The organism is Pedobacter gandavensis (genome assembly GCF_014172405.1).
Lineage (GTDB): Bacteria > Bacteroidota > Bacteroidia > Sphingobacteriales > Sphingobacteriaceae > Pedobacter > Pedobacter gandavensis.
In genome coordinates, this window is sequence record NZ_WNXC01000008.1 from 177,544 (window position 1) to 203,702 (window position 26,159).

20 protein-coding genes are annotated in these 26,159 nt (G+C 40.9%); 13 read left to right on the forward strand and 7 right to left on the reverse strand.

Annotated features, from left to right (window positions below):
* Nucleotides 1–215: 215 nt before the first annotated feature.
* The 6 genes from GM920_RS19485 to GM920_RS19510 form a co-directional block, all read right to left on the reverse strand.
* Nucleotides 216–1,826 carry a tetratricopeptide repeat protein gene (locus tag GM920_RS19485; RefSeq protein ID WP_182960603.1) on the reverse strand — a complete coding sequence of 537 codons (1,611 nt, stop codon included), beginning with the start codon at nucleotides 1,824–1,826 and terminating at the stop codon, nucleotides 216–218.
* 182 nt (nucleotides 1,827–2,008) lie between these two features.
* Nucleotides 2,009–4,129 carry a S9 family peptidase gene (locus tag GM920_RS19490; RefSeq protein WP_182960605.1) on the reverse strand — a complete coding sequence of 707 codons (2,121 nt, stop codon included), beginning with the start codon at nucleotides 4,127–4,129 and terminating at the stop codon, nucleotides 2,009–2,011.
* Between the two features lie 103 nt (nucleotides 4,130–4,232).
* Nucleotides 4,233–5,297 (reverse strand): branched-chain amino acid aminotransferase, encoded by a 1,065-nt coding sequence (locus tag GM920_RS19495; protein WP_182960607.1) that lies wholly within the window; start codon nucleotides 5,295–5,297, stop codon nucleotides 4,233–4,235.
* A 114-nt stretch (nucleotides 5,298–5,411) separates the two neighbouring features.
* Nucleotides 5,412–6,380, reverse strand: a complete 969-nt coding sequence (locus tag GM920_RS19500) for a tryptophan 2,3-dioxygenase family protein (RefSeq protein ID WP_182960609.1) — start codon at nucleotides 6,378–6,380, stop codon at nucleotides 5,412–5,414.
* A gap of 64 nt (nucleotides 6,381–6,444) precedes the next feature.
* Complete coding sequence (locus GM920_RS19505; protein ID WP_182960611.1) at nucleotides 6,445–7,743, reverse strand: HAD-IB family phosphatase; 1,299 nt, start codon at nucleotides 7,741–7,743, stop codon at nucleotides 6,445–6,447.
* Between the two features lie 4 nt (nucleotides 7,744–7,747).
* Nucleotides 7,748–8,764 (reverse strand): NAD-dependent epimerase/dehydratase family protein, encoded by a 1,017-nt coding sequence (locus GM920_RS19510; RefSeq protein ID WP_317171573.1) that lies wholly within the window; start codon nucleotides 8,762–8,764, stop codon nucleotides 7,748–7,750.
* 35 nt (nucleotides 8,765–8,799) lie between these two features.
* Between GM920_RS19510 and GM920_RS19515 the strand changes: the two genes are divergently transcribed.
* The 5 genes from GM920_RS19515 to GM920_RS19535 all read left to right on the forward strand — a co-directional run bounded on the left by GM920_RS19515 (nucleotide 8,800) and on the right by GM920_RS19535 (nucleotide 13,593).
* On the forward strand, nucleotides 8,800–9,981 hold the full coding sequence (locus GM920_RS19515; protein ID WP_182960613.1) for a formimidoylglutamase: 1,182 nt from the start codon (nucleotides 8,800–8,802) through the stop codon (nucleotides 9,979–9,981).
* 169 nt (nucleotides 9,982–10,150) lie between these two features.
* Nucleotides 10,151–11,299, forward strand: coding sequence for a TlpA disulfide reductase family protein (locus tag GM920_RS19520; protein ID WP_182960615.1), 1,149 nt, complete (start codon nucleotides 10,151–10,153; stop codon nucleotides 11,297–11,299).
* 338 nt (nucleotides 11,300–11,637) lie between these two features.
* Entirely contained in the window at nucleotides 11,638–12,135 is a 498-nt protein-coding gene (locus tag GM920_RS19525; protein ID WP_182960617.1) for a DUF6266 family protein, read from the forward strand.
* 13 nt (nucleotides 12,136–12,148) lie between these two features.
* Nucleotides 12,149–12,493, forward strand: a complete 345-nt coding sequence (locus tag GM920_RS19530) for a hypothetical protein (RefSeq protein ID WP_182960619.1) — start codon at nucleotides 12,149–12,151, stop codon at nucleotides 12,491–12,493.
* An 89-nt stretch (nucleotides 12,494–12,582) separates the two neighbouring features.
* Nucleotides 12,583–13,593, forward strand: coding sequence for a hypothetical protein (locus tag GM920_RS19535; protein ID WP_182960621.1), 1,011 nt, complete (start codon nucleotides 12,583–12,585; stop codon nucleotides 13,591–13,593).
* A 118-nt stretch (nucleotides 13,594–13,711) separates the two neighbouring features.
* Here the strand turns inward: GM920_RS19535 and purD are convergent, their stop codons facing one another.
* Nucleotides 13,712–14,983: a phosphoribosylamine--glycine ligase gene (gene purD, locus GM920_RS19540; RefSeq protein WP_182960623.1), complete on the reverse strand. Its 1,272-nt coding sequence runs from the start codon at nucleotides 14,981–14,983 to the stop codon at nucleotides 13,712–13,714.
* Between the two features lie 496 nt (nucleotides 14,984–15,479).
* On the opposite strand from purD, the gene secA reads away from it, so the two are divergent.
* The 8 genes from secA (at nucleotide 15,480) to GM920_RS19580 (ending at nucleotide 26,157) form a co-directional block, all read left to right on the forward strand.
* Nucleotides 15,480–18,791 carry a preprotein translocase subunit SecA gene (secA, locus tag GM920_RS19545; RefSeq protein WP_182960624.1) on the forward strand — a complete coding sequence of 1,104 codons (3,312 nt, stop codon included), beginning with the start codon at nucleotides 15,480–15,482 and terminating at the stop codon, nucleotides 18,789–18,791.
* 70 nt (nucleotides 18,792–18,861) lie between these two features.
* Complete coding sequence (locus tag GM920_RS19550; RefSeq protein WP_235964586.1) at nucleotides 18,862–19,320, forward strand: SPOR domain-containing protein; 459 nt, start codon at nucleotides 18,862–18,864, stop codon at nucleotides 19,318–19,320.
* The gene (locus GM920_RS19555; protein ID WP_182960628.1) at nucleotides 19,304–20,491 is read left to right on the forward strand and encodes a M20 metallopeptidase family protein; all 1,188 of its coding nucleotides are present in this window, start codon (nucleotides 19,304–19,306) and stop codon (nucleotides 20,489–20,491) included. The genes GM920_RS19550 and GM920_RS19555 overlap by 17 nt, the downstream gene beginning before the upstream one ends.
* Nucleotides 20,492–20,498: 7 nt before the next feature.
* Nucleotides 20,499–21,446, forward strand: coding sequence for a hypothetical protein (locus GM920_RS19560; protein WP_182960630.1), 948 nt, complete (start codon nucleotides 20,499–20,501; stop codon nucleotides 21,444–21,446).
* A 71-nt stretch (nucleotides 21,447–21,517) separates the two neighbouring features.
* Nucleotides 21,518–23,068 carry a serine hydrolase gene (locus tag GM920_RS19565; RefSeq protein WP_182960632.1) on the forward strand — a complete coding sequence of 517 codons (1,551 nt, stop codon included), beginning with the start codon at nucleotides 21,518–21,520 and terminating at the stop codon, nucleotides 23,066–23,068.
* Between the two features lie 5 nt (nucleotides 23,069–23,073).
* Nucleotides 23,074–23,739 carry an SGNH/GDSL hydrolase family protein gene (locus tag GM920_RS19570; protein WP_182960634.1) on the forward strand — a complete coding sequence of 222 codons (666 nt, stop codon included), beginning with the start codon at nucleotides 23,074–23,076 and terminating at the stop codon, nucleotides 23,737–23,739.
* A gap of 54 nt (nucleotides 23,740–23,793) precedes the next feature.
* Nucleotides 23,794–25,794 carry a DNA primase gene (gene dnaG, locus GM920_RS19575; RefSeq protein ID WP_182960636.1) on the forward strand — a complete coding sequence of 667 codons (2,001 nt, stop codon included), beginning with the start codon at nucleotides 23,794–23,796 and terminating at the stop codon, nucleotides 25,792–25,794.
* The gene (locus tag GM920_RS19580; RefSeq protein ID WP_182960638.1) at nucleotides 25,795–26,157 is read left to right on the forward strand and encodes a YraN family protein; all 363 of its coding nucleotides are present in this window, start codon (nucleotides 25,795–25,797) and stop codon (nucleotides 26,155–26,157) included.
* Nucleotides 26,158–26,159: the final 2 nt, after the last annotated feature.

Sequence of the window (26,159 nt, forward strand, 5' to 3'; positions counted from 1 at the left end):
TCCAAAAGTGAATACTGAGCGGCGAGCCTGGAAATTCTGACCGTAAACAAAATGTATACAGCGTTACCGAACAGGGAAACAAAACGCATACAGCGTGAACATGGATAGGTTAACTTGTTGATAGCTAGGTTGTTTTGTGTAACGAAAAACGCCATTACCATTTGATTAGCGTAATGTTAACAAATTGTTAATGAAGGGCTTATTTCTAAAATCCACTATAAAGTCTGAATAAAGGTGCTCAGGTTTTCTCCTTGAGGAAGGTTCAATTTCTTCCTCAAGCGGTACCTGGCCACGCGTAAACTGTCTTGGGAAATGCCAAAAAGAATGGCCATGTCTTTTGAACTCAGGTTCATTTTTATCAATGCCACCAGGCGAATGTCATTCGCGGTGAGGTCGTCACAATGTGCTTTCAGGTGGTCAAAAAAAGTTTGGTGAATCTGTTCAAACATCCGACTGAAATCTTTCCAGTGCTGGTCCTGATTGATGTTCTGATTGATGCGTTGCATCAGCTGTTGCAGGGCTTTTTTTTGGTCTCTTTTGTCATCTTTTAATAAGGTTTCAATGGTGCTACGCAGCTCTTCCAGGAACTGATTGCTTTGAATGGTGTGAAGCGTGGTGCTGGTGAGTTCCTTGCTTTTTAACTCCAGGGCATCTTTAATGGCCTCGTTTTGTGTCTCAAATAACCGTTGATTTTGTTCATTGAGCTGTTGCTCATTTCTGAGTTTCAGGCGCTGTCTGCTGATGACACTGGCGGCGAGGCAAAGGAGTAAGATGATGATGAGGATGGTCGCGATCAGTAAGATTCTATCCGCTGATTTCTCCTGTTCAAATTGCGCAATGGCATCGTCTTTCTGCTGAATTTCAAACAACGTTTGTACGAGCGCGAGTTGTTTGTTGTTGTCTTCCGTAAATATTTTAAGAAAGATATCCCGGCCCAATTCGCTATAGTGATAAGCACTGTCATACTGCTTCATCAGGTCAAAAGTTTTGGAAAGGTCACGGTAGGCACTGCTGAGCTGATATTGGTCATTCATGTCCTTGGCCATGCTTTCCGCCTTCCGGGTGTACTTTAAAGCCTCAGGATATCGGCCAGTTTTACGGTATACATCTCCAATGTTGTTGATGATCTCTATCTGTCCATGGTAGTTTTTTTCCTTCGCATTTCCATCCAGAGCGAGTGTATAGTATTTTAATGCGGAATCTAAATGGGGCTTATCCTCATAAATGCTCCCAATGTTTTCATAGATCTTTGCAATGCCCGTTTGATTCTTTTCTTTATGGTACGCAGCTAAGGCCAGCTGTTGGTATTTCATGGCACTGAGATAGTCGCGTGTTTTTTCATAAGTCTGTCCGATCAGGCCATAGGAAGCCGCTACTCCCTTGGTGTTTCCGGATTGCTGATATAGCTTTAATGCTTCTTGAAATTTTTCGAGCGCTATGCGGTATTGTCGCGCATAGTAATAAGTTTCGCCAATTTTATTGAGGTTGCCCGCAAGTTGGAGTCCCGCGTTTTCCTGGCGGAATACCTGATCTGCTTTGTAATAATAATTGATGGCTTGGGCATAGGCAGCCTGAGCATAAAATAGGCCGCCGATTTGTTGGTAACATAAGCCCACAGTCAGGAAATCTTCCTTTTTTAAGGCCTCCCTTAAGGTCTGTTTAAGCTGCAAGAAAGCGGTATTTGGTGCTTTATGAATTAGGGTGTCGACCAACAGGAAATTCGGTTTCTGACCCTTTATGGCAAAGGCAGGTTGGGCGTAAAGTAATACAAAAGATAAGGCGATGCCCATCAGGTTGCGGAATGCTAAGGTAGTATGTTGTTTCACACCCTAAAATTACCGGGCCTGATGTTAAGCTACTGTTAAATCAATTGAAATGAACCAGCAGAAATACGCTTGATTTTACCTTGTTTTGGGAAGCGCTGGTGTAGCATAAAAAAGCCCCTGAACGTTTTAAAGTTCAGGGGCTTTTTTTATAGATTTCCGCTTAAAAAGCGCAGCTGTAAAGCTTAGTTTAACAAATCTGCAGGAACTGGTTTCTCCAATAAATGATCATAGTAGAAACGAATTCTTTCTGCTTTATCATGAGGTGTTTTTACACCACCCCAACCATGACGACCACCAGGATAAATCATCAATTCAAAATGTTTATTTGCATTCTGTAATTTGTCTATCAGCTGAATCGTGTTTTGCATATGTACGTTATCATCCATGTCGCCATGCATGATGCGCAATAATCCTTTGTAGTTGTTCACATAGGTCAACACAGAACCGTTTTTATAACCTTCAGGGTTTTCCTTTGGTGTATCCATGAAACGTTCTGTATAGTGACTGTCGTACAATTCCCAGCTCGTTACCGGAGCGCCTGCAATTCCGAAATCGAAATCATTGGCACCCATTGTTAAGGCCATACAAGTCATGTAGCCACCATAACTATGACCCGTGATCAATAGTTTTTTGTTGTCTACATAAGATTTAGCTTTTAACCATCTTGCTGCGGTTGTGTAATCTTTCATCTCCCATTTGCCCAGGTTACGGTGCATTAAAGCGACACCCTCTTTACCGAATTGTCCGGAAGCACGGTGATCTACTGCAATCTGTATGATGCCTTCATTAGCCCAGTACTGAGGAGCAGTGCCTTTCCAGGTATTGGTTACTGTACCTGCATTTGGACCACCATAAATACTCATAATAACCGGATATCTTTTGTTAGGATCAAAATCTGTTGGGTAAGTAATTACTGCTGGCAATTGGTAGCCATCATCCGTAGGAATGGTGATCATTTCTGTTTTACCAAAGTTATACTGTGCGAAATCTGCTGATTTACTGTTGCCCAATTCTTTCACAACTTTACCATTATTGTCTAATAAAGTTCTTTTCGGTGGTGTACTTACATTAGAGTAAGTGGTAATGAAATAACGGCCATTTGGCGAAAGTTGTACCTGGTGGGTATAATCACCAAACGTTAATCTTTTTAAGTTTTTACCGTTGTAATCTACGCGGTAAAAGTCAGAACGTGTAGAAGCCTCTTTGCGGGCATTGAAATAAACCACTTTGTTTTTCTCATCTACATGAACCAAACTGGTTACTTGCCATTTACCAGAGGTGATCGGATTGATCAATTTTCCGTCTAAAGTATATAGGTAAAAATGTGCCCAACCAGTTTTATCACTTTTCAGGATATAGTGTTTTTTGTCTTGTAAATATTCAATACGACCATCATAATCCAGGTCTACCCATGAGCTTTGTTTCTCATCATAGATCTCTTTTTTGGTTCCGGTATTTGGATTCACTGAATAGAATTTCAGGTTATCCTGACCACGGTTCATCCACTGCACCATCAGGCTGCTGCCATCATAGCTCCAGTATGGCGTACCAAAATACTGATCGTCTTTTTCATTGAAATCTGCCCAGGTAATCGCACCACCTGTAACAGGAACGAAACCTACTTTCACTTCCGGATTCGGATCACCAGCTTTAGGGTATCTTGTTTTCTCCACATAACCATGTTGACCTGTTGAACCATTAATTGGGAACATTGGGACTTTCATATCATCGAAGTGCATAAACGCAATGTGCTTGCTGTCTGGCGACCACCAGAATGCTTTGTATTCGGTAGCGCGACCTAAGATTTCTTCAAAATATACCCATGAAGACCAACCGTTATAAATCACATCTGTACCATCTGTTGTATATCTGGTTTCTTTTCCAGTTTCCACATCTACTGAGTATAGGTCATTATCGCGGGTAAAAGCGATATATTTTCCATCCGGAGATAGGGTAGGGTTCTTTTCTTCTGCTTTAGTATTGGTCAGTTGTTTTGCGGCTTCTTTACCATATTGAATAAAAACATCGTTGTTTCTAATGTTCACAGTCACATTGCTTTTCGGCGCTGGGGTATATGGTGTTTTGTTACCGGTTTTTATATCTACTGCGTATAACTTACGATCGGTAGCGTCCATTTCAATATAGTGGTTGTCATCAGACCAGCCATTCACCATATTCATTGGCTTGCTGAGCGACAATTCTCTGCCCATGGTTTGTTGTTGGCTCAATCTTTTCAATTGTGCCTGTACCGTATAGCTGAAGCAAAACGATGCCGCTAAACTGAGAAGTACTGTTTTTTTCATTTTGTATAATTGTGTGTTAATGTTGATACTAAACCTAATAAAAAAAAGGCGCCCTGGTTCAAAGGCGCCTCACAAAAATTATTTATAGCAACGCGCTATAAACTTACAAGATAAAATTCCATCCGAATTCATCCGGAGCAAGTCCGTAACGGATGTCATTTAATGTTTTTGCGATGCCAGCAGAAACGGTACGTGTAGCAGGGTCTGTTAATGTATATAACTTACCTTCGTAGCCGATTTCGCCGATTGGTGTAACTGTAGCGGCGGTACCAGCTGCAAAAGCATCTGTTAAACGACCGTTTTCAATTCCTTCAATCACTTCTTTGACGCTGACACGTCTTTCTTCAACTTCAATACCTGCGTGTTTTGCCAGTTTGATAATGGTATCGCGGGTTACGCCATCCAATACGGTGCTTCTTACCGAAGGAGTGACCAACTTACCATCGATCACAAAGATCAGATTCGCTGTTCCTGCTTCTTCAATAAACTCATGTGATACCGCATCAGTCCAGATCAATTGATCAAAACCAGCTTTTGTCGCTTCCGCAAAAGGGAACAACGAACGCGCATAGTTACCAGCAGTTTTGGCAAAGCCTACACCACCTTCATCTGCACGTGTATATTCTGTTTCAATTTTTACTTTTAAAGCTTTGCTGTAGTAAGGACCCGTCGGTGTCGTTAATAAACAGAAAGTATATTTATCTGAAGCTTTAACACCCAGGTAAGGATCTGTAGCGAACATTACCGGACGGATGTATAAAGAGTAACCATCTTGATTAGGTACCCAGTTTTTGTCAATGTCAATCAAGGCTGCAATACCTTGCATGAAAATATCTTCAGGAATCGATGGCATGGCCATACGTGTTGCTGATTTGTTAAAACGCTCAAAATTTTTGTCCGCTCTGAAAACACTAACCGTATCATTTGGCTGACGGTAAGCTTTCATACCTTCAAAAATCGCCTGTCCATAGTGAAGGGCAGAGATTGCCGGGCTCATTGGAATTGGACCATAAGGAAGAACTTGTAAGTTTTTCCAGGTGCCATCTTCATATTCGGCAATAAACATGTGATCGGAAAACACCTTTCCGAAGGGAAGTTTTGAAAAATCTGTTACAGTTAGTCTGCTTTGTTCAGTTTTCGTGATGGTTATATCCAGTGTCTCGTTCATTTCAATTCGTATTTCTGTAGGCAAATCTAATAAAAAATGCCACGCTTATTAGTTTTATTTGTATTTAAAAAGGGGCTTTATTGGTGTTTAACATACACTAAGTCCTTTCGGTCATTAGTGTGTTCCATGCAGGTCTTTTAGGACATTGACCACCCAGCCTTTACCCCATTCTTCCATTTGCTCCTCCGTCCAGAGGAAAGGGTAGAAGATTCTCTTTTGAAAACGCGGAGGCAGATATTTCTGCCAGTTCGTGCCACCCGTTGCTGCAATGTCTACCGGATCTCTTTCCAGATAGCGTACCGCGGACTTATAATGGGAGAGCGGCCATTCTACATTTACAAAAAGATCCAGCTTTTGCAGCTCTTCAGCTAAGGCGCTAACGTCTGCACCCTGAGCTTTCAATTGATGGTAAAGCGCAGAGAAATTACTTTCTTTCCGGTCTTTTACCAATTGTAAAAATTGTGAGGCATATTTATGGATGAACTGCTTTAACGTTAGCGTTTGCTTGCCGGTAGCCAGCTCTGTAGCGCCGGCTTTCCAGTAGATATGCTCAAATTGTTCTTCAATCGAAGCGTCTTTCAATGCCGTTCTTTTATCCTTCTCTACCAGGCGGATAAAATCTGTCGCGCAGATTTCTATCATCCGGTATTGGCCGGACTGAAAACCACTTGCCGGTAACAGTGACATCCGGAACTTAAGAAACTGTTCCTTTTCCATGCCATTTACCATCACCTCGAAAGAAGAAACCAAGGCGGTAAAATAAGCATTGATCCTTTTCACACGATCGGTAAAGAAAGTAGCGGTCAAGGTTTCTTTAGCCGCTGCAATTTGGTTGAATTCATGTAGACAAAGTTTAAAGTATAACTCTGTAATTTGGTGGTACATGATGAAAATTTCTTCGTCGGGGAAGGAAGTCTTTGGATGCTGTAAACTGAGCAGGGTATCCAAATGAATGTAATCCCAATACGTTAAGAAATCGGCATACAGCAAGCCATCCAGATAAGCCGACATGTCCTGGCCCATCGCTGCATATTTTTCCTGCAGCTTGTCCAGTTTGTCTTTAATTTGTGGGGTCAGTTCCATGATTTAATCGCTATTACAAATGCATTGATGCCTCAAATGAGGTACCAATGCTACCTCTAGAAATCTAGTACAATACCCTGAATTTAATGGTATGTTCGATTTTCTTCAGAGATTTAAAAAGTTGTTTGTCGTATTCAGAATTGATGTCGGTAATTGCATATCCGATCTCCGGATTGGTCATCAAAAACTGCCCGACAATATTAATGTCGTGTTTCGCAAATACGGTGTTGATCTTCGCCATAATCCCCGGAACATTCTGATGAATATGGATCAGACGGTGTGATTTCTCAATTCTTGGCAATTGTAGGTTAGGGAAGTTATTGCTCAAATGAGTAGTTCCCGTATTCATAAAGTCGATCATTCGCTTAGGAATGAAAGTCAGGTTTCTTGGATTAGATTTTAAATCGTCAAATACCACTACACCTTGTTTGGTACAGGCATTTAAATCGATCTTATTTTTCGACTGGCCTAAGTAACCAATAGTTTTCAATTTTACTGCTCTGGTCAATTGATCCAGCGTCAGTTTCTCGCCATCCGCCAATAGTAACATGTGCACATCGGCCACATATTTCTCTTCAAATGAAGTTTTGTGACGGATAGAAAAGCCATCCTTTTTCAGCAAAGCAATACTCTCCGGATTTACTTCTCCAATCACCAGGCATAAAATCCTGTTTTTAGGATAAGAAATTGCTCTTGGTAGGTTGTTAACGTATAAGAACTCGTCGAAACTCGGCGTCACATGGTCCGCCTTTTTAACAATGCTCTCTCTGGAAATGTTTTCCGTAAAGGCATAGAATTTTTTAATCAGGCCACTTTCTCTCAGCTGGAAATCAGAATAACCATCGCCGATGCCATAAAGGTTGCCTTCCAGATTGAGTTGCTGCATTAACTTCACTTTACCACCTTCCTCACTTAAAGGATTGGAATGGTCGTAATCTATAATTTTGCCATCGCCGGTGGTGACAAATGTATTGGCGTAAATGTTTTCCTTTTTGATGTGATATTGGCTCACCACAGGCGTGATAAACTCTTTAAAACCACCAGAAACAATCAATACCTCATCTGCATGCTTCTTGAAAAAGTCTGCATTGCGAGAGAAAGAGGCAGATACCTTTTTCTTTAAACGGGTAATCAGTTGCTTCAAATGGTCTTCTGTAGCTTCCAATAATTTTACCCTTTGCGCTAAGCTCTCGCCGAAGGAAAGTTTTCCCTCCATAGCAAGGTTGGTGTAGTCCTCAATCTTTTTGAAGATGGCTTCCTTTTCCGGATGCTTTTTTAGGGAGATACGGGCCAGCTCATCCAATGCCTCTACCTGTGTAAAGGTGCTGTCGAAATCAATGATGTAAATGTTCTTCTGGTTCATAATTTTAATGAAGTGAAACCTCTTTCAAGGCAAGGCAAGTTTCTGCCACGCTTTGATCCAAAGGCTTAAAGGTTATTCCAATCGTATCAATTATCTTTTTATTGCTGTATAAACTTTCATTCAGGCTGCTTCTTGCAGCATCACTGGTTAAGGCGGCAGGCTTTCCGGTAAATAAGGAAGCTAGCTTTGCGGCCCTCCAGGCAATGCCCAGCATCCATGGTTTTGCCTCTTTTGAGGGTGCTTTAACGCCAAAACCTTTAGCGATCTCGCCAAAAAAGCGCTGGTAATTATAATTTTCTGCAGAGATCGTAAAACGTTCTTCGCTGATCGGGCTATTCATTAATGCGATCATACTTTTGGCTACATCTTCTACATCCACCAGGCCTGTTGCGCCCTTGGTATAATAGGAAAGACCTTCCTTGACAAGTTTGAAAATTGCGCCACTGCCCTCAAATCCGGCACCGCCACCAATAATCACGGAGGGGTTAACGATCACCGCATCCAATCCTTCAGCAATGCCACGCCATACTTCCATTTCTCCTTCATATTTGGAAATGGCATAAGTATGTGCTTTCGAATCGTATTCCCAGAAGTCTTTTTCAGTGATGAGCAGGCCTGGTTTTGCATTCCCCAAGGCTGCCACAGAGCTCACATGCAAAAGGCGGGCTTGATTTTCTACACAAAGGTTGACCACATTACTGGTACCCTCAATGTTTACTTTTAGTAATTTCGCTTTGTCTTTAGGATCAAAAGAAACCATAGCGGCACAATGATACACCTGTGTGATGCCTTCAAAAGCATTTTCCAGGGTAGAAAAGTCGTTCAGGTCTGCAACCACCCAGCTGATCAGGGTATTGTCTTTCAGGATTTTCGGAATCACCGAATGCTCGCGCTTTAAAGCCCGTAATGTAATCCCTTGTCCCGTAAGTTGATGTATTAATTCTGCCCCTAAAAATCCAGTAGCACCGGTAACCAATATCATTTCATTATTTTTAGGATGTTCATTAAAATATGATCTCAAAAATAGATATTTGACAGATACATTTATAATACAATATGTCATTATCAGATTTTTTCTCGCCAGTCAACCCCGATAAATTTGCACCGAAACAAGGATTCTATGCCAGTCAGTTAGGTTTAAGGGCCGGTTTCTACACAGATAAATTTCCGGAACTGGGAGAAAATACATACGATATTGCCATTTTCGGTGTTCAGGATGACCGTGCTGCAGTAAATAATGAGGGCTGTGGACTAGGACCGGATTATTTCAGGGCACAGTTTTATGCTTTGCATGAGGGTGCTTTTGACAGCAAAATAATTGATTTGGGGAACATTAAACCTGGAGCTTCTATTTCTGATACCTATGTAGCGGTAAAGATGGCGGTTGGAGAATTGATCAAACTGAACATCATTCCGGTCATTATTGGCGGCGGACAAGATCTGACTTATGCGCAATACCTGGCTTATGAAAGCCTGGAGCAAAAGGTAGATCTGGTGGTGGTGGACAGTAAATTTGACCTGGATGAAGAAGATCAGGAAGGATTAGCTGCAAAATCAGATACTTACCTCAACAAAATATTATTACACCAACCGAATTACCTTTTCAACTTCAGTAATGTAGGTTACCAGACTTATTTCGTGAATCAGGACAGCCTGAAAGTCATGAGTAAGCTATATTTTGATGCCCATCGATTAGGAGAGTTTAGCAATGACATTACCTTAACGGAGCCGATTATTCGCAATGCGAATATGATCAGCTTTGATATTGGTGCCATCAGATCTTCGGATGCTGTTGCCAATGCCAATGCTGGACCGAATGGTTTTTATGGTGAACAGGCTTGTCGGATTACCCGGTATGCGGGAATGAGTGATAAGCTGACTTCCATTGGTTTTTATGAGTTTAATCCCGCCTTTGATCAAAACGGACAAACGGCTTTATTACTCGCACAAATGGTCTGGTACTTTGTAGAAGGCTTTTATAACCGTAAAAAGGATTTTCCATTAACGCCGAAATCGCAATACCTGATCTATCGTGCCAGCTTAAACGATGGTTCTGGAGATATGCTTTTCGTGAAAAGTAAAAAATCCGACAGGTGGTGGATGCAGGTACCTTATCCAACAGGGATCACTAAAAATGAACGCTACCATTTGGTGCCTTGCCGTTATGACGATTATACGATGGCCGTAAATGGGGAAATGCCTGACTTATGGTGGAGAACCTATCAAAAGCTATTGTAATTTTACATAAATTCTCGCGTTATTGTCTTTAGGCTTCCTTATATTTGAAATACAGAAGTCTTATACTTGAATTATAGATCGCTTTTAATGGAAATGTACAAGCTAATAATTGGCTTATTCCCTTTTTAATTTGGGCACGAAAATTTAAACTAACGAAAATCAATATTAAATGAAAAGAACATTAATCGCTGCAATTTGCTTATTGCCAATTGCAGGTATGTCGCAAGGCAAATTTACTGTGCAAGGTAAAGTAGGTAATTTAAACGCACCTGCTAAGGCTTATATCGCTTATAGAGTAGGAGCAGAGCAAAAAACGGATTCCACTGCAATTGTAGGCGGTAAATTTACTTTTCAAGGCCCTATAGCGGGTATCTCTCAGGCACAAATCAGAATTAAGCACAATGATAATGTGGTTGATCCTGCAAAACGTACCGCTCCGGATGTTTTGGCTTTTTACTTAGAGCCAAAAGAAATTCAAATCATCTCTACGAAAGATTCGATCATTCATGCAACTGTTAAAGGTTCTAAAATAAATGAGGAGAATGCAAAATATAAAGCACTGACTAAATCTGTTAGCGATAAAGGCGCAGCTTTAATGGCAGAATACCGTGCTAAATCAGAAACAGAACGTAAAGATGAGGCTTACATGAAAACAGTGTATGCTCGTGATGAAGCGATTCAAAAAGAACTGGATGCGATCAATGCTTCTTTCATCGCCGCAAACCCAGATTCTTACGTAGCCTTGGTTGCTTTCCGTAGCGGTTTATCAGATATCGATCCGGCAGTAGTAGAACCTCAATTCAACAAATTCTCTACCGCAGTTAAAAACACGGATTTAGGTAAAAACATTGCTGGTATGATTGCTTCTGCGAAAAATACTCAAGTAGGACAAATGGCGATGGACTTCACTCAAAATGATGTGAATGATAAGCCGGTAAAATTATCTGATTTCAAAGGTAAATATGTATTGCTTGATTTCTGGGCTTCATGGTGCGGACCTTGTCGTCAGGAAAACCCGAACGTAGTTGCTGCTTTTAATAAATTTAAAGACAAAAACTTTACTGTTCTTGGTGTTTCTTTAGATCGCCCAGGTCAGAAACAAGCTTGGTTAACTGCAATTGAAAAAGATAATTTAACTTGGACTCATGTTTCTGATTTAAATTTCTGGAACAATGCAGTAGCAAAAACTTATGGCATCCAATCTATCCCTGCAAATTACCTGATTGATCCAACAGGAAAAATCATTGCTAAAAACATCAGAGGAGAGGAGTTGCAAACTAAATTGGCAGAAATTTTAGGTGGAAATAAATCTAAATAGTATTCGCTAATCGCGGAACCACTTATTTGAATATATAGAAATGGCTACCTCTTGGGTAGCCATTTCTGTTTAATCGGTGTTTTGGTAATACTGCTTTGCATCTGGTTTAATTTATTTCGGTTTTAAGCGGGTTTTGCAAGTGCTTTGCTGGGGCCTTTGCCGGCCTTTTGACCTAGAAAGGCCTGTTCTGAGGCAGTCTAAGCTTTTTAACCTTCGGGTTCTTCCATAAGAATTCAGCTTTTTTTCCGATTTAGCCTGTCTGTGGTTTTTATTTAAAACTGTCTGTGGCAATACCATTTTTATTATGTGCAACTTGCTTTGAACAAACAATTAAAATTATGTCAGTTTCAAGAAATGGGATGCATGGCTGGCCAAGCGGCAAGCTCGGGAATGTGGTGTCTTACATGCTAAGAGGTCAGTTGGTGCATAGAACCGTCGGAAAGCAAGGGAAACCTAGTCTGAAACAGAAAGCGAACCATCAGTCTATGGCGGTTGTCACGCGGTTTCTGGGTCATTTTAAAGATTATCTAGGCAATGGATTCGAGCTGGAAGCCCGTGGAACGATCAGGAACCAACACAATCTGGCTGTTTCCTGCAATAAGAAAAATGCATTGAAAGGGGAGTATCCAGACATCAGCATCGATTATGCTAAAGTACAGCTCAGTAAAGGAAGTTTACAGCAGCCGAGGAATATCCGTCTGGAGAAAGTGGAAGGCGGTTTACAGATTAGCTGGGACCCTTTATACGAATCTGGATCGGGTTCGCAATATGATGACTGTTTGCAGTTGGCCGTTTATTTTCCAAAAAGCAGAACAAAGAAGATCGAGTTTTTCTAAAAGGGAGATGGGAATGGCTTTTTTACCTTTAAATGAAGAGCAACTCGAAGCTTCGATGGAAGTTTACCTATTCTTAAGTGCTGCAAACCATGATGCTGTTTCTGATACCATATATCTGGGCAATGTGAATGGAACGTTCGAAAATCCAAAACTCAGCGCAGAAGGAAAAAAAGCAAAAAAAGCAGTGATGGGGGATTTGTCTGAAAAGGCTAGATATGAAAAGCTGAGCATCCAATATAAAGTGCAAATGGAATTAAAATCCGAAGAAAGGATCAAGCCCAAAGCCTTTAAAAGTTTAGAAAGGGAGTTTTTGGTTTTAGAAAATAGACGACGAGGTAGAGAAACCAAAGGCGGCTGAGTGTTGCTTTATTTTAATTGCCGGGTAGCATAATTATATTAATTTTGGTTGTCGTTTTATTTTAACGATTTGAACCATAAAAACAACCTATGCGCATTCGCTTACTACTAACAATTGCTGTACTATTTACAGCCATTACGAATATTTATGCCCAAGAATTGGAAGGGAATTTAAACTTCCATGGATTTGCCGATAACAGAGAGTATGCGCGGTCAAAGCGTTTCTCAGAGACTATTTTTGGGATGAGAATTTCTCCTGAAGTAGGTTTGCTTATGGATAGTACCCATAGAATCAGAATTGGTTTTAATGCACTTCACGAATTTGGTTCTCCAAAATTCACTAATAACATTGCGCCGGTAGCTTACTATCAGTATATGAAAAAGGGCTGGGATTTTTATTTGGGTGCTTTCCCGAGACAGGGATTGATCTCTGATTTTCCGCGTGCGATATTAAATGATACCCTGAATTATTACCGTCCTAATGTGGAAGGGATGTTGGTGAAATATGAAAATGAAAATTGGAGAGAAGTGATCTTCATCGACTGGACCAGTAGACAAACGGGAACGGCAAGAGAGAATTTTATCTTTGGTTTTTCTGGTACTTATAAAAAGGATTTATTCTTTGTTTCACATTATGCGATGATGTTACATAACGCAGGACCAGCGATTCCGATTCCAGACGACCATGTAGAAGACAATGGAGCTGCAAATGTAAAGGTAGGTCTTGACTTGTCTAAAAAGACTTTTCTGGATTCTTTAACGCTGAGTGCAGGTGGATTGGTGTCCTTTGAGCGGATCCGTAGTGTGGGTGGCTGGAAGACGCCTGTAGGCATGCTGTTGGAGCTGAATATGGAATACCATAAGTTCGGTATCGTCAATTCCTTTTACAAAGGAGAAGGGCATCACCTGATTATGGGAGATAAATTCTATACTGCTAAAACTTACAACAGAACAGACCTGACCTGGCGTCCGATTGTCTATAAAAACCTGGAGGCTAAACTGGCTTTATCCTTCCATTTTGTGGATGGCGTAGTGGATAGTCAGCAAGCCTTTGGACTAAGGTATAACCTTTCTGGGAGTCGATCCTTAAAAAGAAAATAGTTTAAACCTATTCTATCTTTTTTTAATGAAACTGCTTATTGTGATGTTTTTAATCAATAAGCATAAAAAAGGGCTTTATTCTTAGAATAAAGCCCTTTTTTATTTCAATGGATTGAATTTACATCAAGTCAAAACCAATGTCTTCTCTGAAATATTTACCATCAAAGTAGATGCGCGCAGCATCACCTGTAGCACATTGTAATGCTTCAAACTGGCTGTCTTGTAAACTCGTAACGGCAAGTACTCTTCCTCCATTTGTTTTCACGATACCACCTTCCAATGCTGTTCCTGCATGGAACACAAGAGAATTGCGCAAGTTTTCAATGCCGGTGATGGTTTTTCCTTTTTCGTAATCACCAGGGTAGCCACCCGCAACGATCATTACGGTTGCTGCATTTTTAGGGCTGATGGTTAATTTATAATCTTTTAATTTCTTTTTAGCAGTTGCCATGAACAGTTCTACCAGGTCGTTTTCGATACGTGGGATGACACTTTCCGTTTCCGGATCGCCCATTCTGCAATTGTATTCTATAATTAATGGCTCATCACCTACTTTGAATAAACCAAAGAAGATAAAGCCGGTATAATCAATTTTGTCTTTCTTCAAACCTTGAATGGTAGGGATGATGATTTTTTGCTCTACTTTACTTAAGAAAGCTGCATCTGCGAAAGGTACCGGAGATACCGAACCCATTCCGCCAGTGTTCAGGCCAGTATCTGCTTGTCCGATGCGTTTATAATCTTTCGCTTCTGGAAGGATCACATAGTTTTCGCCATCAGTCAATACAAAAACGGAAAGCTCTATTCCGGTAAGGAATTCTTCTACAACGACAGTGCTACCAGCATTACCGAATTTACCACCCAGCATCAGTTTTAATTCTGCCTGTGCTTCTTCGATACTGTCCAGGATTAATACACCTTTTCCTGCCGCTAATCCGTCTGCTTTTAATACAATTGGAAGCGCATGTGAGGCCAGGTATTCCAATCCTTCTGCCAGGCTCTCATTGCTGAAAGATTTTGATCCTGGTGTAGGGATGCCATGGCGTGCCATGAACTGCTTAGAAAAATCTTTACTACCTTCCAGAATTGCGCCTTCTTTTTTAGGACCAATAACCGGGATGTGCGACAATTGTGCGTCTTTCGCGAAGAAATCATGAATGCCATTTACCAGAGGCTCTTCCGGGCCAACAACTAAAAGATCAATAGCTTCTTTTAATGCCAAAGCCTTTACCGCTTCAAAATCATTAGGATTCAGGCTGATATTTTTTCCATAAGCACCGGTACCACCGTTGCCTGGTGCAATAAACAGTTGAGAACATTGAGAAGATTGGCTCATTTTCCAGGCTAATGCACTTTCTCTGCCGCCAGAACCTAATAGTAAGATATTCATCTATGTATGATTTGTTGTTTGAATTGTTAGGTGGATCGGGTAGCTACCCGGTTCTTATCGGCAAATATACCGCTTTAGCTAAATTATCACAGTTTAAGTTGAATATTAAAATATATGAGCAGGATAGGAAGGCCAAATAAGCCCGCTTGTGGGGCCTCTACAAAAAAGGTGTGCCTTTTGATTTTTTTACTCAAAAAAGAGGGGGGCTGCAATAGCAGCAAAGCAAGAATAATGTAAGTTCGACTGAAACATGGAGCGATCTTCAAATGTTACTCAGCTAGAGTATTCTGATCCAGTATTTTAGCTTTTCTGATGTTCAGGTACCCAGGTTTGTTAAAGATTTTTAAATAAAATCGCGATGCTAAAGCAAAGTACAGGATATTTTGTAATTTTAGCGCCCGATGACTGCCATTCTGACTTATAGTTTGTAATGGCTTGGTTGTTGTAAATTGTACCTTTTTCAATTAGTAATAAACAATAAACACAAACATAAAAGATGTTAGGATTTTTAACCAAAGTATTTGGAAGCAAATCGGAAAGAGATATTAAGGCTTTACAGCCTATAGTTATCAGGATTAACGAAGAGTATTCGAAGCTTTCTGTACTGAGCAATGATGAGTTGCGTAACAAAACGGTTTATTTTAAAGATGTTATTGCACAGGCTTTAGCAGATATTGACGGAAAGATCACTGGCTTAAAAGCGGATGGTGAAAGTCAGGATTTGTCATTGGCTGCAAAAACGGCCTTATATGATCAGATCGATGAGCTGATTAAAGAACGTGATAAAGAATTAGAAGTAGTATTGTTAAATATTCTTCCACAGGCATTTGCTGTGGTTAAAGAAACTTCGAGACGTTTCTCAGAAAATGAGCGTTTAGAGGTGACTGCAAGTCAGCATGACAGAGATTACGCAGTGCGCAGAAGCAATGTTGTGATTGAAGGTGATAAAGCTTTCTGGGCCAATACATGGGATGCTGCCGGTACACAGGTGAAGTGGAACATGGTACATTACGATGTACAGTTGATCGGTGGTATGGTATTGCACAGTGGTAAAATCTCTGAGATGGCTACGGGTGAGGGTAAGACTTTGGTAAGTACATTGCCAGCTTATCTGAATGCACTTGCTGGAAAAGGGGTTCACATCGTAACTGTGAATGATTACCTGGCACGACGTGACTCGGAGTGGAATGGTCCTTTATTCGAATTCCATGGTATTAAAGTGGATTGTATTGATAAGCATGAGCCAAACTCTCAGGAGCGTCGTGATGCTTACCTTGCAGACATTACTTATGGTACAAATAATGAATTTGGTTTTGATTACCTGCGTGACAATATGTCGCAGACGCCAGATCAGTTGGTGCAACGTAAATTGCATTTCGCGATGGTGGATGAGGTCGATTCAGTTTTAATTGATGATGCCCGTACTCCATTGATCATTTCTGGTCCGGTTCCTTTTGGAGATCAACATGAGTTCCATGAGTTAAAACCAAGGATCGAAAGATTGGTAGCTGCGCAAAGAGAATATGTAACCAAAGCTTTAAATGAAGCTAAGAAATTAATTAATGATGGTAAAGCCGGAACCGAAGAAGGTGAAGGTGGTTTAGCACTTTTACGTGCACACCGTGGTTTACCTAAAAATAAAGCATTGATCAAGTTTTTAAGTGAGGGTAGTGTAAAACAAACCTTATTGAAAACTGAAAATCATTACATGGCTGATCAGTCGAAGAACATGCCGAAAGTAGATTCGGAATTGTACTTCTATATTGATGAGAAAAACAACCAGGTAGAGCTAACAGAAAAAGGTATTGAGTTGATCACCAAATCTGGTGAAGATGCGCATTTCTTCGTGTTACCAGATGTAGGTACAGAGATCGCTGAGATCGAAAAATCTAATTTGAGCAATGAAGAGAAGATTGCACAGAAGGATGCCTTGATGCGCGATTACTCCATCAAAGCAGAAAGAATTCACTCGGTAAACCAATTGTTGAAAGCGTATACTTTATTCGAGATGGATGTGGAATACATCATCGATGAAGGAAAGATCAAAATTGTAGATGAGCAAACTGGTCGTATTATGGATGGCCGTCGTTATTCTGATGGTTTACACCAGGCGATTGAAGCAAAAGAAAATGTGAAAGTTGAAGATGCTTCACAGACTTATGCTACAGTTACGCTTCAGAACTTCTTCCGTATGTACCATAAACTTTGTGGTATGACGGGTACAGCAACTACAGAAGCTGGTGAGTTTTGGTCGATCTATAAACTGGATGTAGTGGAAATCCCTACAAACAGAGTGATCTCAAGAATTGACCACCAGGATTACGTTTACCGTACAGTTCGTGAAAAATACAATGCAGTAGCAGAAGAGATCGTGAAATTAACTCAGGCAGGCCGTCCGGTATTGGTAGGTACAACCTCAGTTGAGATTTCTGAGTTATTGAGCAGAATGTTAAAACTTCGTGGTATTAAACACAATGTGTTGAACGCGAAGATGCACCAGAGAGAGGCAGATATCGTAGCTGAAGCAGGTCAGGCTGGACAGGTAACGATTGCAACCAACATGGCAGGTCGTGGTACGGATATTAAACTAGGTGCTGGTGTTAAAGAAGCAGGTGGTTTGGCAATCGTAGGTACAGAGCGTCATGAGTCTCGTCGTGTAGACAGACAGTTGCGCGGTCGTGCCGGTCGTCAGGGTGATCCGGGTTCTTCTCAGTTCTTCGTGTCTCTGGAAGATAACTTAATGAGGTTATTTGGTTCGGAAAGAATCTCTAACATCATGGTGAAAATGGGTATCGAAGATGGAGAAGTGATTCAACATTCGATGATCACCAAATCTATTGAGCGTGCACAGAAGAAAGTAGAAGAAAATAACTTTGGTATCCGTAAGCGTTTATTGGAGTACGATGATGTGATGAACTCACAACGTACCGTGATTTATGCGAAACGTAAAAATGCATTGTTCGGTGAGCGTTTAGACGTGGACATGAACAACATGACTTTTGACGTGGCGGAAGATATCGTTACCGAATATAAAGAAGAAGGAAATTACGAAGGTTTCAAACTGGAAGTGATCAAAAACTTCTCCGCAGATACTTCAATCGATGAAGCAGAATTCAGTGCAAGAAACGTACATCATTTAACGGATAAATTGTTTGATGAGGTGACAGCTTTCTATGCTAGAAAATCTGAAGGTATCATCAATCAGGCAATGCCGGTATTGAACCAGGTATTTGAAGAGCGAGGAGAACACATTGAGCAAATCGTTGTTCCATTTACTGATGGTATCCGTAGCATTCAGGTGCCGGTTGGCTTGAAAAAAGCAATCGATAACCATGGACGCGAAGTGACTAAATCATTCGAGAAAACAATTGTACTGGCCTTGATCGATGAATCATGGAAAGAGCATTTGCGTGAAATGGATGAGTTGAAGCAATCGGTTCAAAATGCCGTTTATGAGCAAAAAGATCCTTTAATCATTTACAAAATGGAAGCGTTTAACTTGTTCAAAAACATGTTGAATGCCGTAAATAAAGAAGTGGTGAGTTTCCTATATAAAGGTGGTATCCCAATTGAAACAGATCCTAATGACGTAAGAGAAGCTCAGGCACCAAGACCTGCTCCGAGCAAATTGAAAACGACAAAAGCGGATTTTGAAATTTCAGTTGGCAATGAGCCAATGACGATGGAAGATACCCGTGAAGCTGCTCCACAGCAGCCAATCCGTAAAGAAGTTACGGTAGGTAGAAATGATATGTGCCCTTGTGGAAGCGGTAAGAAATTCAAAAACTGCCACGGCGCAGGATTGTAATTTGTAATACACATTTAGAATGCCGATTTTTGTAACAAAAAATTCGGCATTCTTTTTTTTAAGCCCTTTCATGAAGATATTATTTACCAGTATATTTTGTTGTTTCTCTATCGTCCTTTTTGCACAGCATAAAGGAGAAGTGATTGTGGTTAAAGATCCCATGATTGATAGCCTGATTGCGAAAAGGATCGCTTTATATACGAAATCGTCCGGTATTTCAGCAGCCAGTCCGCTGAAACCAGGAGCGGCAATTGTAAGCCAGATGGGTTACCGCGTGCAAGTATTCTATGGCTCCGACAGGCGCCAGGTATTTGCAGAACAAGCGCGGTTTAAATCGACTTACTCAAATTTGAATACCTATATTACCTATAAAGAACCCAATTATTATTTGCGTGTTGGTGATTTTAGAACGCGTCTGGAAGCCCAGCGTTTGCTCAATGAACTGAAACCAATGTTTCCAACCCTATTTATTTTTAGGGAGAAAATAAATGCACCTAACCTAGATTATAGCAATGACAATGAAAGATAAGATCCAAACCCTTGCGCTTGATATTTTTGATCAGGTGCGCGGCTACCGTCAGCATATTCATGCCAATCCTGAACTTTCTTTTAAGGAGTTTGAAACTTCAGCTTATATTAAAAGCCACCTGGAAGAATGGGGTATCCCTTATACCGAGATGGCCAATACAGGTGTAGTTGGGTTGATTACTGGTGGGATCCCTTCAGATAAGATCATCGCTTTGCGTGCAGATATGGATGCTTTGCCAATTATAGAGGCAAATGAGAAGCCTTATGTTTCAAAAAATCCTGGTGTGATGCATGCCTGTGGTCATGATGTACACAGTTCTTCTTTATTGGGAACAGCCTATATCCTGAACAGCATGAAGGAGGAATTTGCCGGAACGATCAAATTGATCTTTCAGCCCGGAGAGGAAGTGTTGCCTGGCGGTGCCAGCATCATGATAAAAGAAGGGGTGTTGGATAATCCTAAGCCACAGGCGATCCTTGGACAGCATGTAATGCCATTGATTGATGCAGGTAAGGTTGGCTTCCGCTCAGGTATTTATATGGCCTCTACGGACGAGCTTTACGTGACTGTACATGGTAAAGGTGGTCATGGTGCACAACCGCATCAGAACATTGATCCGGTATTGATTGCCGCACATATCGTGGTGGCACTGCAGCAGATTGTTAGCAGAAACGCAGATCCACGTCTGCCCTCAGTACTTTCTTTTGGAAAGGTACAGGCAAATGGGGCAACGAATATCATTCCGAATGAGGTGAAAATGGAAGGTACTTTCAGGACACTGAATGAGGATTGGCGCAAGGATGCAAAAAAACTAATGAAAAAAATGGCGGAAGGCATTGCCGAAAGTATGGGTGGTAGCTGTGATTTTAACATCATGGATGGTTATCCTTACCTGATCAATGAGCCGGTATTGAGTGATCGTGCACGTGCTTTTGCAGAAGATTATTTAGGGAAAGAGAATGTACTGGAACTGGATATCTGGATGGCTGCGGAAGATTTTGCTTATTATTCTCAGGTAACTGATGCTTGTTTTTACAGGTTAGGAACTGGAAATAAGGCAAAAGATACCTGTTATTCCGTGCATACGCCGAACTTTGATATTGATGAGGATGCGTTGAAATTGTCGACAGGCTTAATGGCTTATATTGCGTTAAAGCAATTGGGTAATTAAAGGCCGGATGAAAAAAATACTTTTATTGGCGGTTTGTGGACTTTGGTTTATGAACGGATTCAGTCAGGAGATTCCACGCTTTAACCCGGATACAATCAAAACGATCCAGCTGGATTCGGCGGTTAATATCAGGTCGCAGAAGTTTGGTGTGGAAACGTTTATCAATGCCATCATCACTGATAATAGCTTTTATCAGGCATTCCGGAATATGAAAAAGTATGGCTTTATCGCTGAAAACCGGATTTATACCTACGATAAAAAGAATAAAGTAAACGGTAAAATTTACCGAAAAATCAGGCATAACCCTACAGGGGCTGTTAAGATGGAATATCTTGTGAAACAGGATACCGGGAAGGTATATAAGAAAAATGGTAAATACCAGCTGTATACCATAGAGATGTTCGATTATATCTTTATGAATGCGTATCAGTCGGAATTTGTAACCGAAGAGCCGATGACCACCGCTAAATCCGGGGAAAGTAATGAGAGTTATAAGGATAAACTGAAGACCCTCATTTTTGCCCCAGGGAAGCCAATCAAAGGCTTGCCATTTATCGGTAGTAAAACTCAAATCTTTACGGCCAATATGCGGCAGTATTATGACTATAGCTATGCCAGTGGAACTTATCTGGATTCTATTCCAGTATACCGTTTCAAGGTTACCGTAAAGCCAGATCTGAGCAGTGGTACTAAGGATGGTCTGATGATTAAGGAGCTGACCACGATTTTTGACCAGCGTAGTTTTGAGATCCTTGGCCGTTATGTGGACATGAAATACAGCAATATGTTGTTTGATTTTAATGTCCAGATGAACATCGAGATGAGTTATTTTAGCGGGGAGAAATTGCCTACAAAAATCACTTATCAGGGGAATTGGGATTACCCTTTTAAAAAGGAAGAAAGGGCGAGCTTCTTGATTGTCCATAAGGACTATAATATTGGAAAATCGAAATAGCCAAGCGGCTGTTTATAAGGTTTATTTATTCCGAATTTTAAAATATATTTGATAGGCAAAATTGTTCTGTTATGAAAAAAATTAGACTCGGCGTTATTGTTTCTGTACTTTTTGGGGTCACACTGTCTTTAAATGCGCAGGTGCTGACCAATAAACAGGTAGATAGCCTGGTAGAAAAGACCTTGACTACTTTTAATGTACCCGGTATTGCAGTGGCCATTGTAAAAGATGGAAAAGTGATTCATGCCAAGGGATACGGACTTCGTTCTTTAAGCACAAAGGAGCCAGTCAATGAAAACACTTTTTTTGGAATCGCTTCCAACAGCAAGGCCTTTACGGCTGCCGGATTGGGAATATTGGTGGATGAAGGGAAGCTGAAATGGGACGATAAGGTGGTAGACTTGATTCCCGGATTTAAGTTGTACAACCCTTATGTAACGCAAGAGTTTACGGTAAGAGACTTATTGACTCATCGTAGTGGCTTGGGCTTAGGTGCGGGAGATCTGATGATATTTCCGGATTCTAACCGGGTAACTAAAGCGGAGCTGATTCATAATATGCGTTACCTGAAGCCAGTTTCTGGATTCAGGACGAAATTTGATTACGATAACCTGCTGTATATTGTGGCTGGAGAGGTACTGGCAAAAGTATCGGGAATGAGCTGGGAAGATTTTATCGAAACCAGAATCATGCGCCCCATAGGAATGAGCCAGAGTTCTGCTGATTATCCTCGACTGAAAGATAAAAAGAATTCGATAGATGCGCATACTTCGATTGATGGAAAGTTAACTGTGATCAGTAAAGCTTTTCCGGAGATTTCTAATGCTGCAGGTGGGATCTGGTCTAACGTGACAGAGCTGAGTAAATGGGCGATCATGCAGATGAACAATGGGAAATATGGCGAGGGACTAAATAAAGAATTGTTTACTGCAGAAGTTCATCGGGAAATGTGGAGTCCACAAACGATTATCGCTGGCAGTGCTTTTAACAGTTATGGACTTGGATGGTTTCTGAGTTCAGCCAAAGGGAAATTGCAGGTTTCACATACCGGTGGTTTAAGTGGAATTGTAACGCAAGTGACTTTAATTCCAGAAATGAAACTGGGAATTATTGTGCTGACCAATCAGGAGAGTGGCGCGGCTTTTTCTTCCATTACGAACACCATATTGGATGGTTATTTTGATAACAAAGGGAGAGATAGAATTGCTACTTATAAAAGCAATGTCATGGCCAGTGAAGCAGAAGATAAAAAGGTAACGGATCAAATATGGGCTGCGATTACTGCTGAACAGCGAAAAAATACTCAAAAAGTTAACCTGAGCATTTATGAAGGATCTTTTACCGACCCCTGGTTTGGTGAGGTGATTATTAAAATGCAAAATGGAAAACCTTGGTTTCAGTCTGTGAATTCCCCAAAGCTTAGTGGTGAAATGCTGCCTTACAAAGGGAATACTTTTGTGGTGAAATGGACAGATAGAAGTATGCATGCCGATGCCTTTGCAATTTTCTCTTTAGATAAAGAAGGGAAAGCTGCCGGGATGAAAATGGAAGCGGTATCCCCTTTAACGGATTTCAGTTATGACTTTCAAGACCTTGATTTTAGTCGAACCATTAAAAAATAATTGTGATGAAAAATATTCAAAAATTAAGCCTGTTGCTCGCACCATTGGTGCTGTTTGTTTTATTTACTGCGATGAATGTTAAGCCTAAAAAGATTATAATTTTTGGAGATTCCATCACTGAGATGGGAGTGAAACCAGGTGGTTATGTGGACTTGATCCGTAAATCACTGGATCCATTGAAGTATGAGGTGATCGGATCAGGGATTGGTGGTAATAAGGTTTATGATCTTTATTTACGGATGGAGGAAGATGTGCTGGCTAAAAAGCCTGACCTGGTGGTGATCTATATCGGCGTGAATGATGTATGGCATAAACAGTCTATGCATACCGGGACGGATTATGATAAGTTTATTGGCTTTTATCAGGCATTGATCCGCAAGATTCAGGCTACAGGTGCTCAAGTGGTTTTATGTACACCTGCAGTAATCGGAGAAAAGAAAAATGCTGCGAATGAGATGGATGCTGACCTGGATAAATATTCAGGAGCAATCCGGGAATTGGCAACGAAGAATAAATTGCCATTATGTGACCTAAGGACTTTGTTCAAAACCTATGAGGAGAAAAACAATACCGCAGATGTAGCCAAAGGGATTTTAACGACGGATGGTGTACATTTGAACGATAAAGGCAATCAAGCCCTGGCAGAAGTATTGATCCCACTGTTAAAATAAATACAATGGAATTATAAAGGAGATAAGTGCAAGCGATATATAAAATATTAAAGAATGATTAATCAGGATACCATCAGCAAAATCATGGAAACCGTCCGCATTGAGGAAGTGGTTGGTGATTTTGTGTCTTTAAAAAAACGTGGTACCAGTTTGATAGGGAATTGCCCTTTTCACAATGAGAAAACACCTTCTTTCCACGTTTCTGTGGCTAAAGGAATTTACAAGTGTTTTGGTTGTGGTAAAGGTGGTGATTCGGTCCATTTTATCATGGACCATGAGAAGTATTCTTATCCGGAAGCCTTAAAGTTTCTGGCTCAGAAATACCATATTGAGGTGGAGGAGACGGTACAGTCTCCACAAAATATTGAGGCCCAGAATGCGCGGGAAAGCTTATACATTGTTTCGGAGTTTGCGGCGGGATTTTTCGCTAATGAACTGTGGACAGGGGATCAGGGCAGAGCCATTGGTCTGAGCTATTTTAAAGAGCGCGGATTCAGGGAAGATATTGTCAAGAAATTCCAATTGGGCTATTCCCCGGATGTTTGGGATGCCTTGATTCAGAACGCCATTTCAGCTGGACATAAAGAAGAGTACCTGGAGAAAACAGGCTTAGCAATCAGAAATGATAAAGGCAAGCTGTATGATCGTTTTAGGGGTAGGGTGATGTTTCCGATCCATAATTTTACAGGTAGGATCATTGGTTTTGGTGGTAGAACGCTGAAAACAGATAAGAATGTCCCTAAATATGTCAATTCTCCGGAAAGTGACATCTACCATAAGTCGAATGTACTTTATGGTTTATTCCATGCTAAAAAAGCAATTCGAGATACCGATAACTGTTATCTGGTAGAAGGTTATGCGGATGTGCTTGCTGCGCATCAGGCAGGGATAGAAAATGTGGTGGCCTCCTCAGGTACCTCATTAACGACAGAACAGATTCGTTTGATCGGTCGTTTCACGGAAAATGTAACCATTCTTTACGATGGGGATGCTGCGGGGATTAAAGCCTCATTACGTGGATTAGATATGATCCTGGAGGAAGGATTGAATGTAAAAGTCGTTTCCTTTCCAGATGGCCATGATCCCGATTCTTACATGCATCATGTAGGCTCTGGGGAGTTTAAGAAATACATTGAGAACAACCGTAAAGATTTTATTCTTTACAAGGCGAATATACTGCTTAAAGAAGCAGGTACAGATCCAATTAAAAGGGCTGGAATCATCCGGGATATTGTAGAGAGTATTGCAAAGATTCCCGATGATATTAAGGCTTCGATTTTCATTAAGGAATGCAGTAGCTTGTTGCAGGTAGAAGAACGGATTCTGCTTTCTGAACTGAATAAGATCAGGATGGCAAAATTCAGGAAATCTGGCTCCGGTAATGCGTCTGCAGGAAATTCTGGTGTTGGCTCCTCTGGTTTTCAACAGCAAAATCAATATCAGCCTTATCCTGATGGACCACCAGACAATCTTTTTGAGGTTCCAGGTGCGGGAGCAGAGGCCGCTGAAGCGGCAGCAGCGGAAGAAAGTGATCTGCTGCAGGAGCAGGAGGTTGTCCGTCTTTTGTTGGCTTATGGCCATGAGCTGGTGAGTTGGGATCAGATCGATAACATGTATATTGGTTCCTTCATCATGCAGAATCTGGCAGATGTGAGCTTTACCGATCCGACTTGTAAAAGTATTATTGATACTTATAATGAAGAAATAGAAAATGGCCATTTGCCTGTAGCCAGCCAGTTTATCAACAATGAGAATCGGAAAATTGTGGAGTTGGCGATTACGCTTTCTACTTCTCCCTATTCTCTGAGTGAAAACTGGTACAACAAACATAATATCTATGTTAGAGATGAAAGTGTCAATTTAAAGGCGACCATTCTTGGTGGGATTTTCCACCTTAAAAAGGGAAAGGTAGCGCGGATGTTAGCCGACATTTCTAAAGAAATTAAAACCGAACAGGATTCTGTAAATCTGGAAATTCTGATGCAGCGTTTTATGTTTATGAAAACCGTAGAAAGAGAGATTTCAAAGTTCCTGGGAACGGTGATTTTAAAATAGATGGCGCAACATAATGAGCTTGGTAAACGTGGGGAGGAGATCGCCAGAGCCTATCTGGAAAATGCAGGATATCGCATTTTAAATGTGAATTGGAGATACGCCAGGGCAGAAGTTGACGTTATAGCTGATCAGGGAGGAACCCTGGTTTTTGTGGAAGTGAAAACACGGACAACCACCGATTATGGGGAGCCGGAAGATTTTGTAGACCGCAAAAAGGAAAAGCAATTGGAATTTGCTTCCTCGGCTTATATAGAATGGAAACAACATCAGGGGGAAATCCGTTTTGATATTATTGCCATTACTTTTGAGCAAATAAATAGTTATAAAATTAATCATATTGAAGATGCATTCTGGCCAAGTTAAAA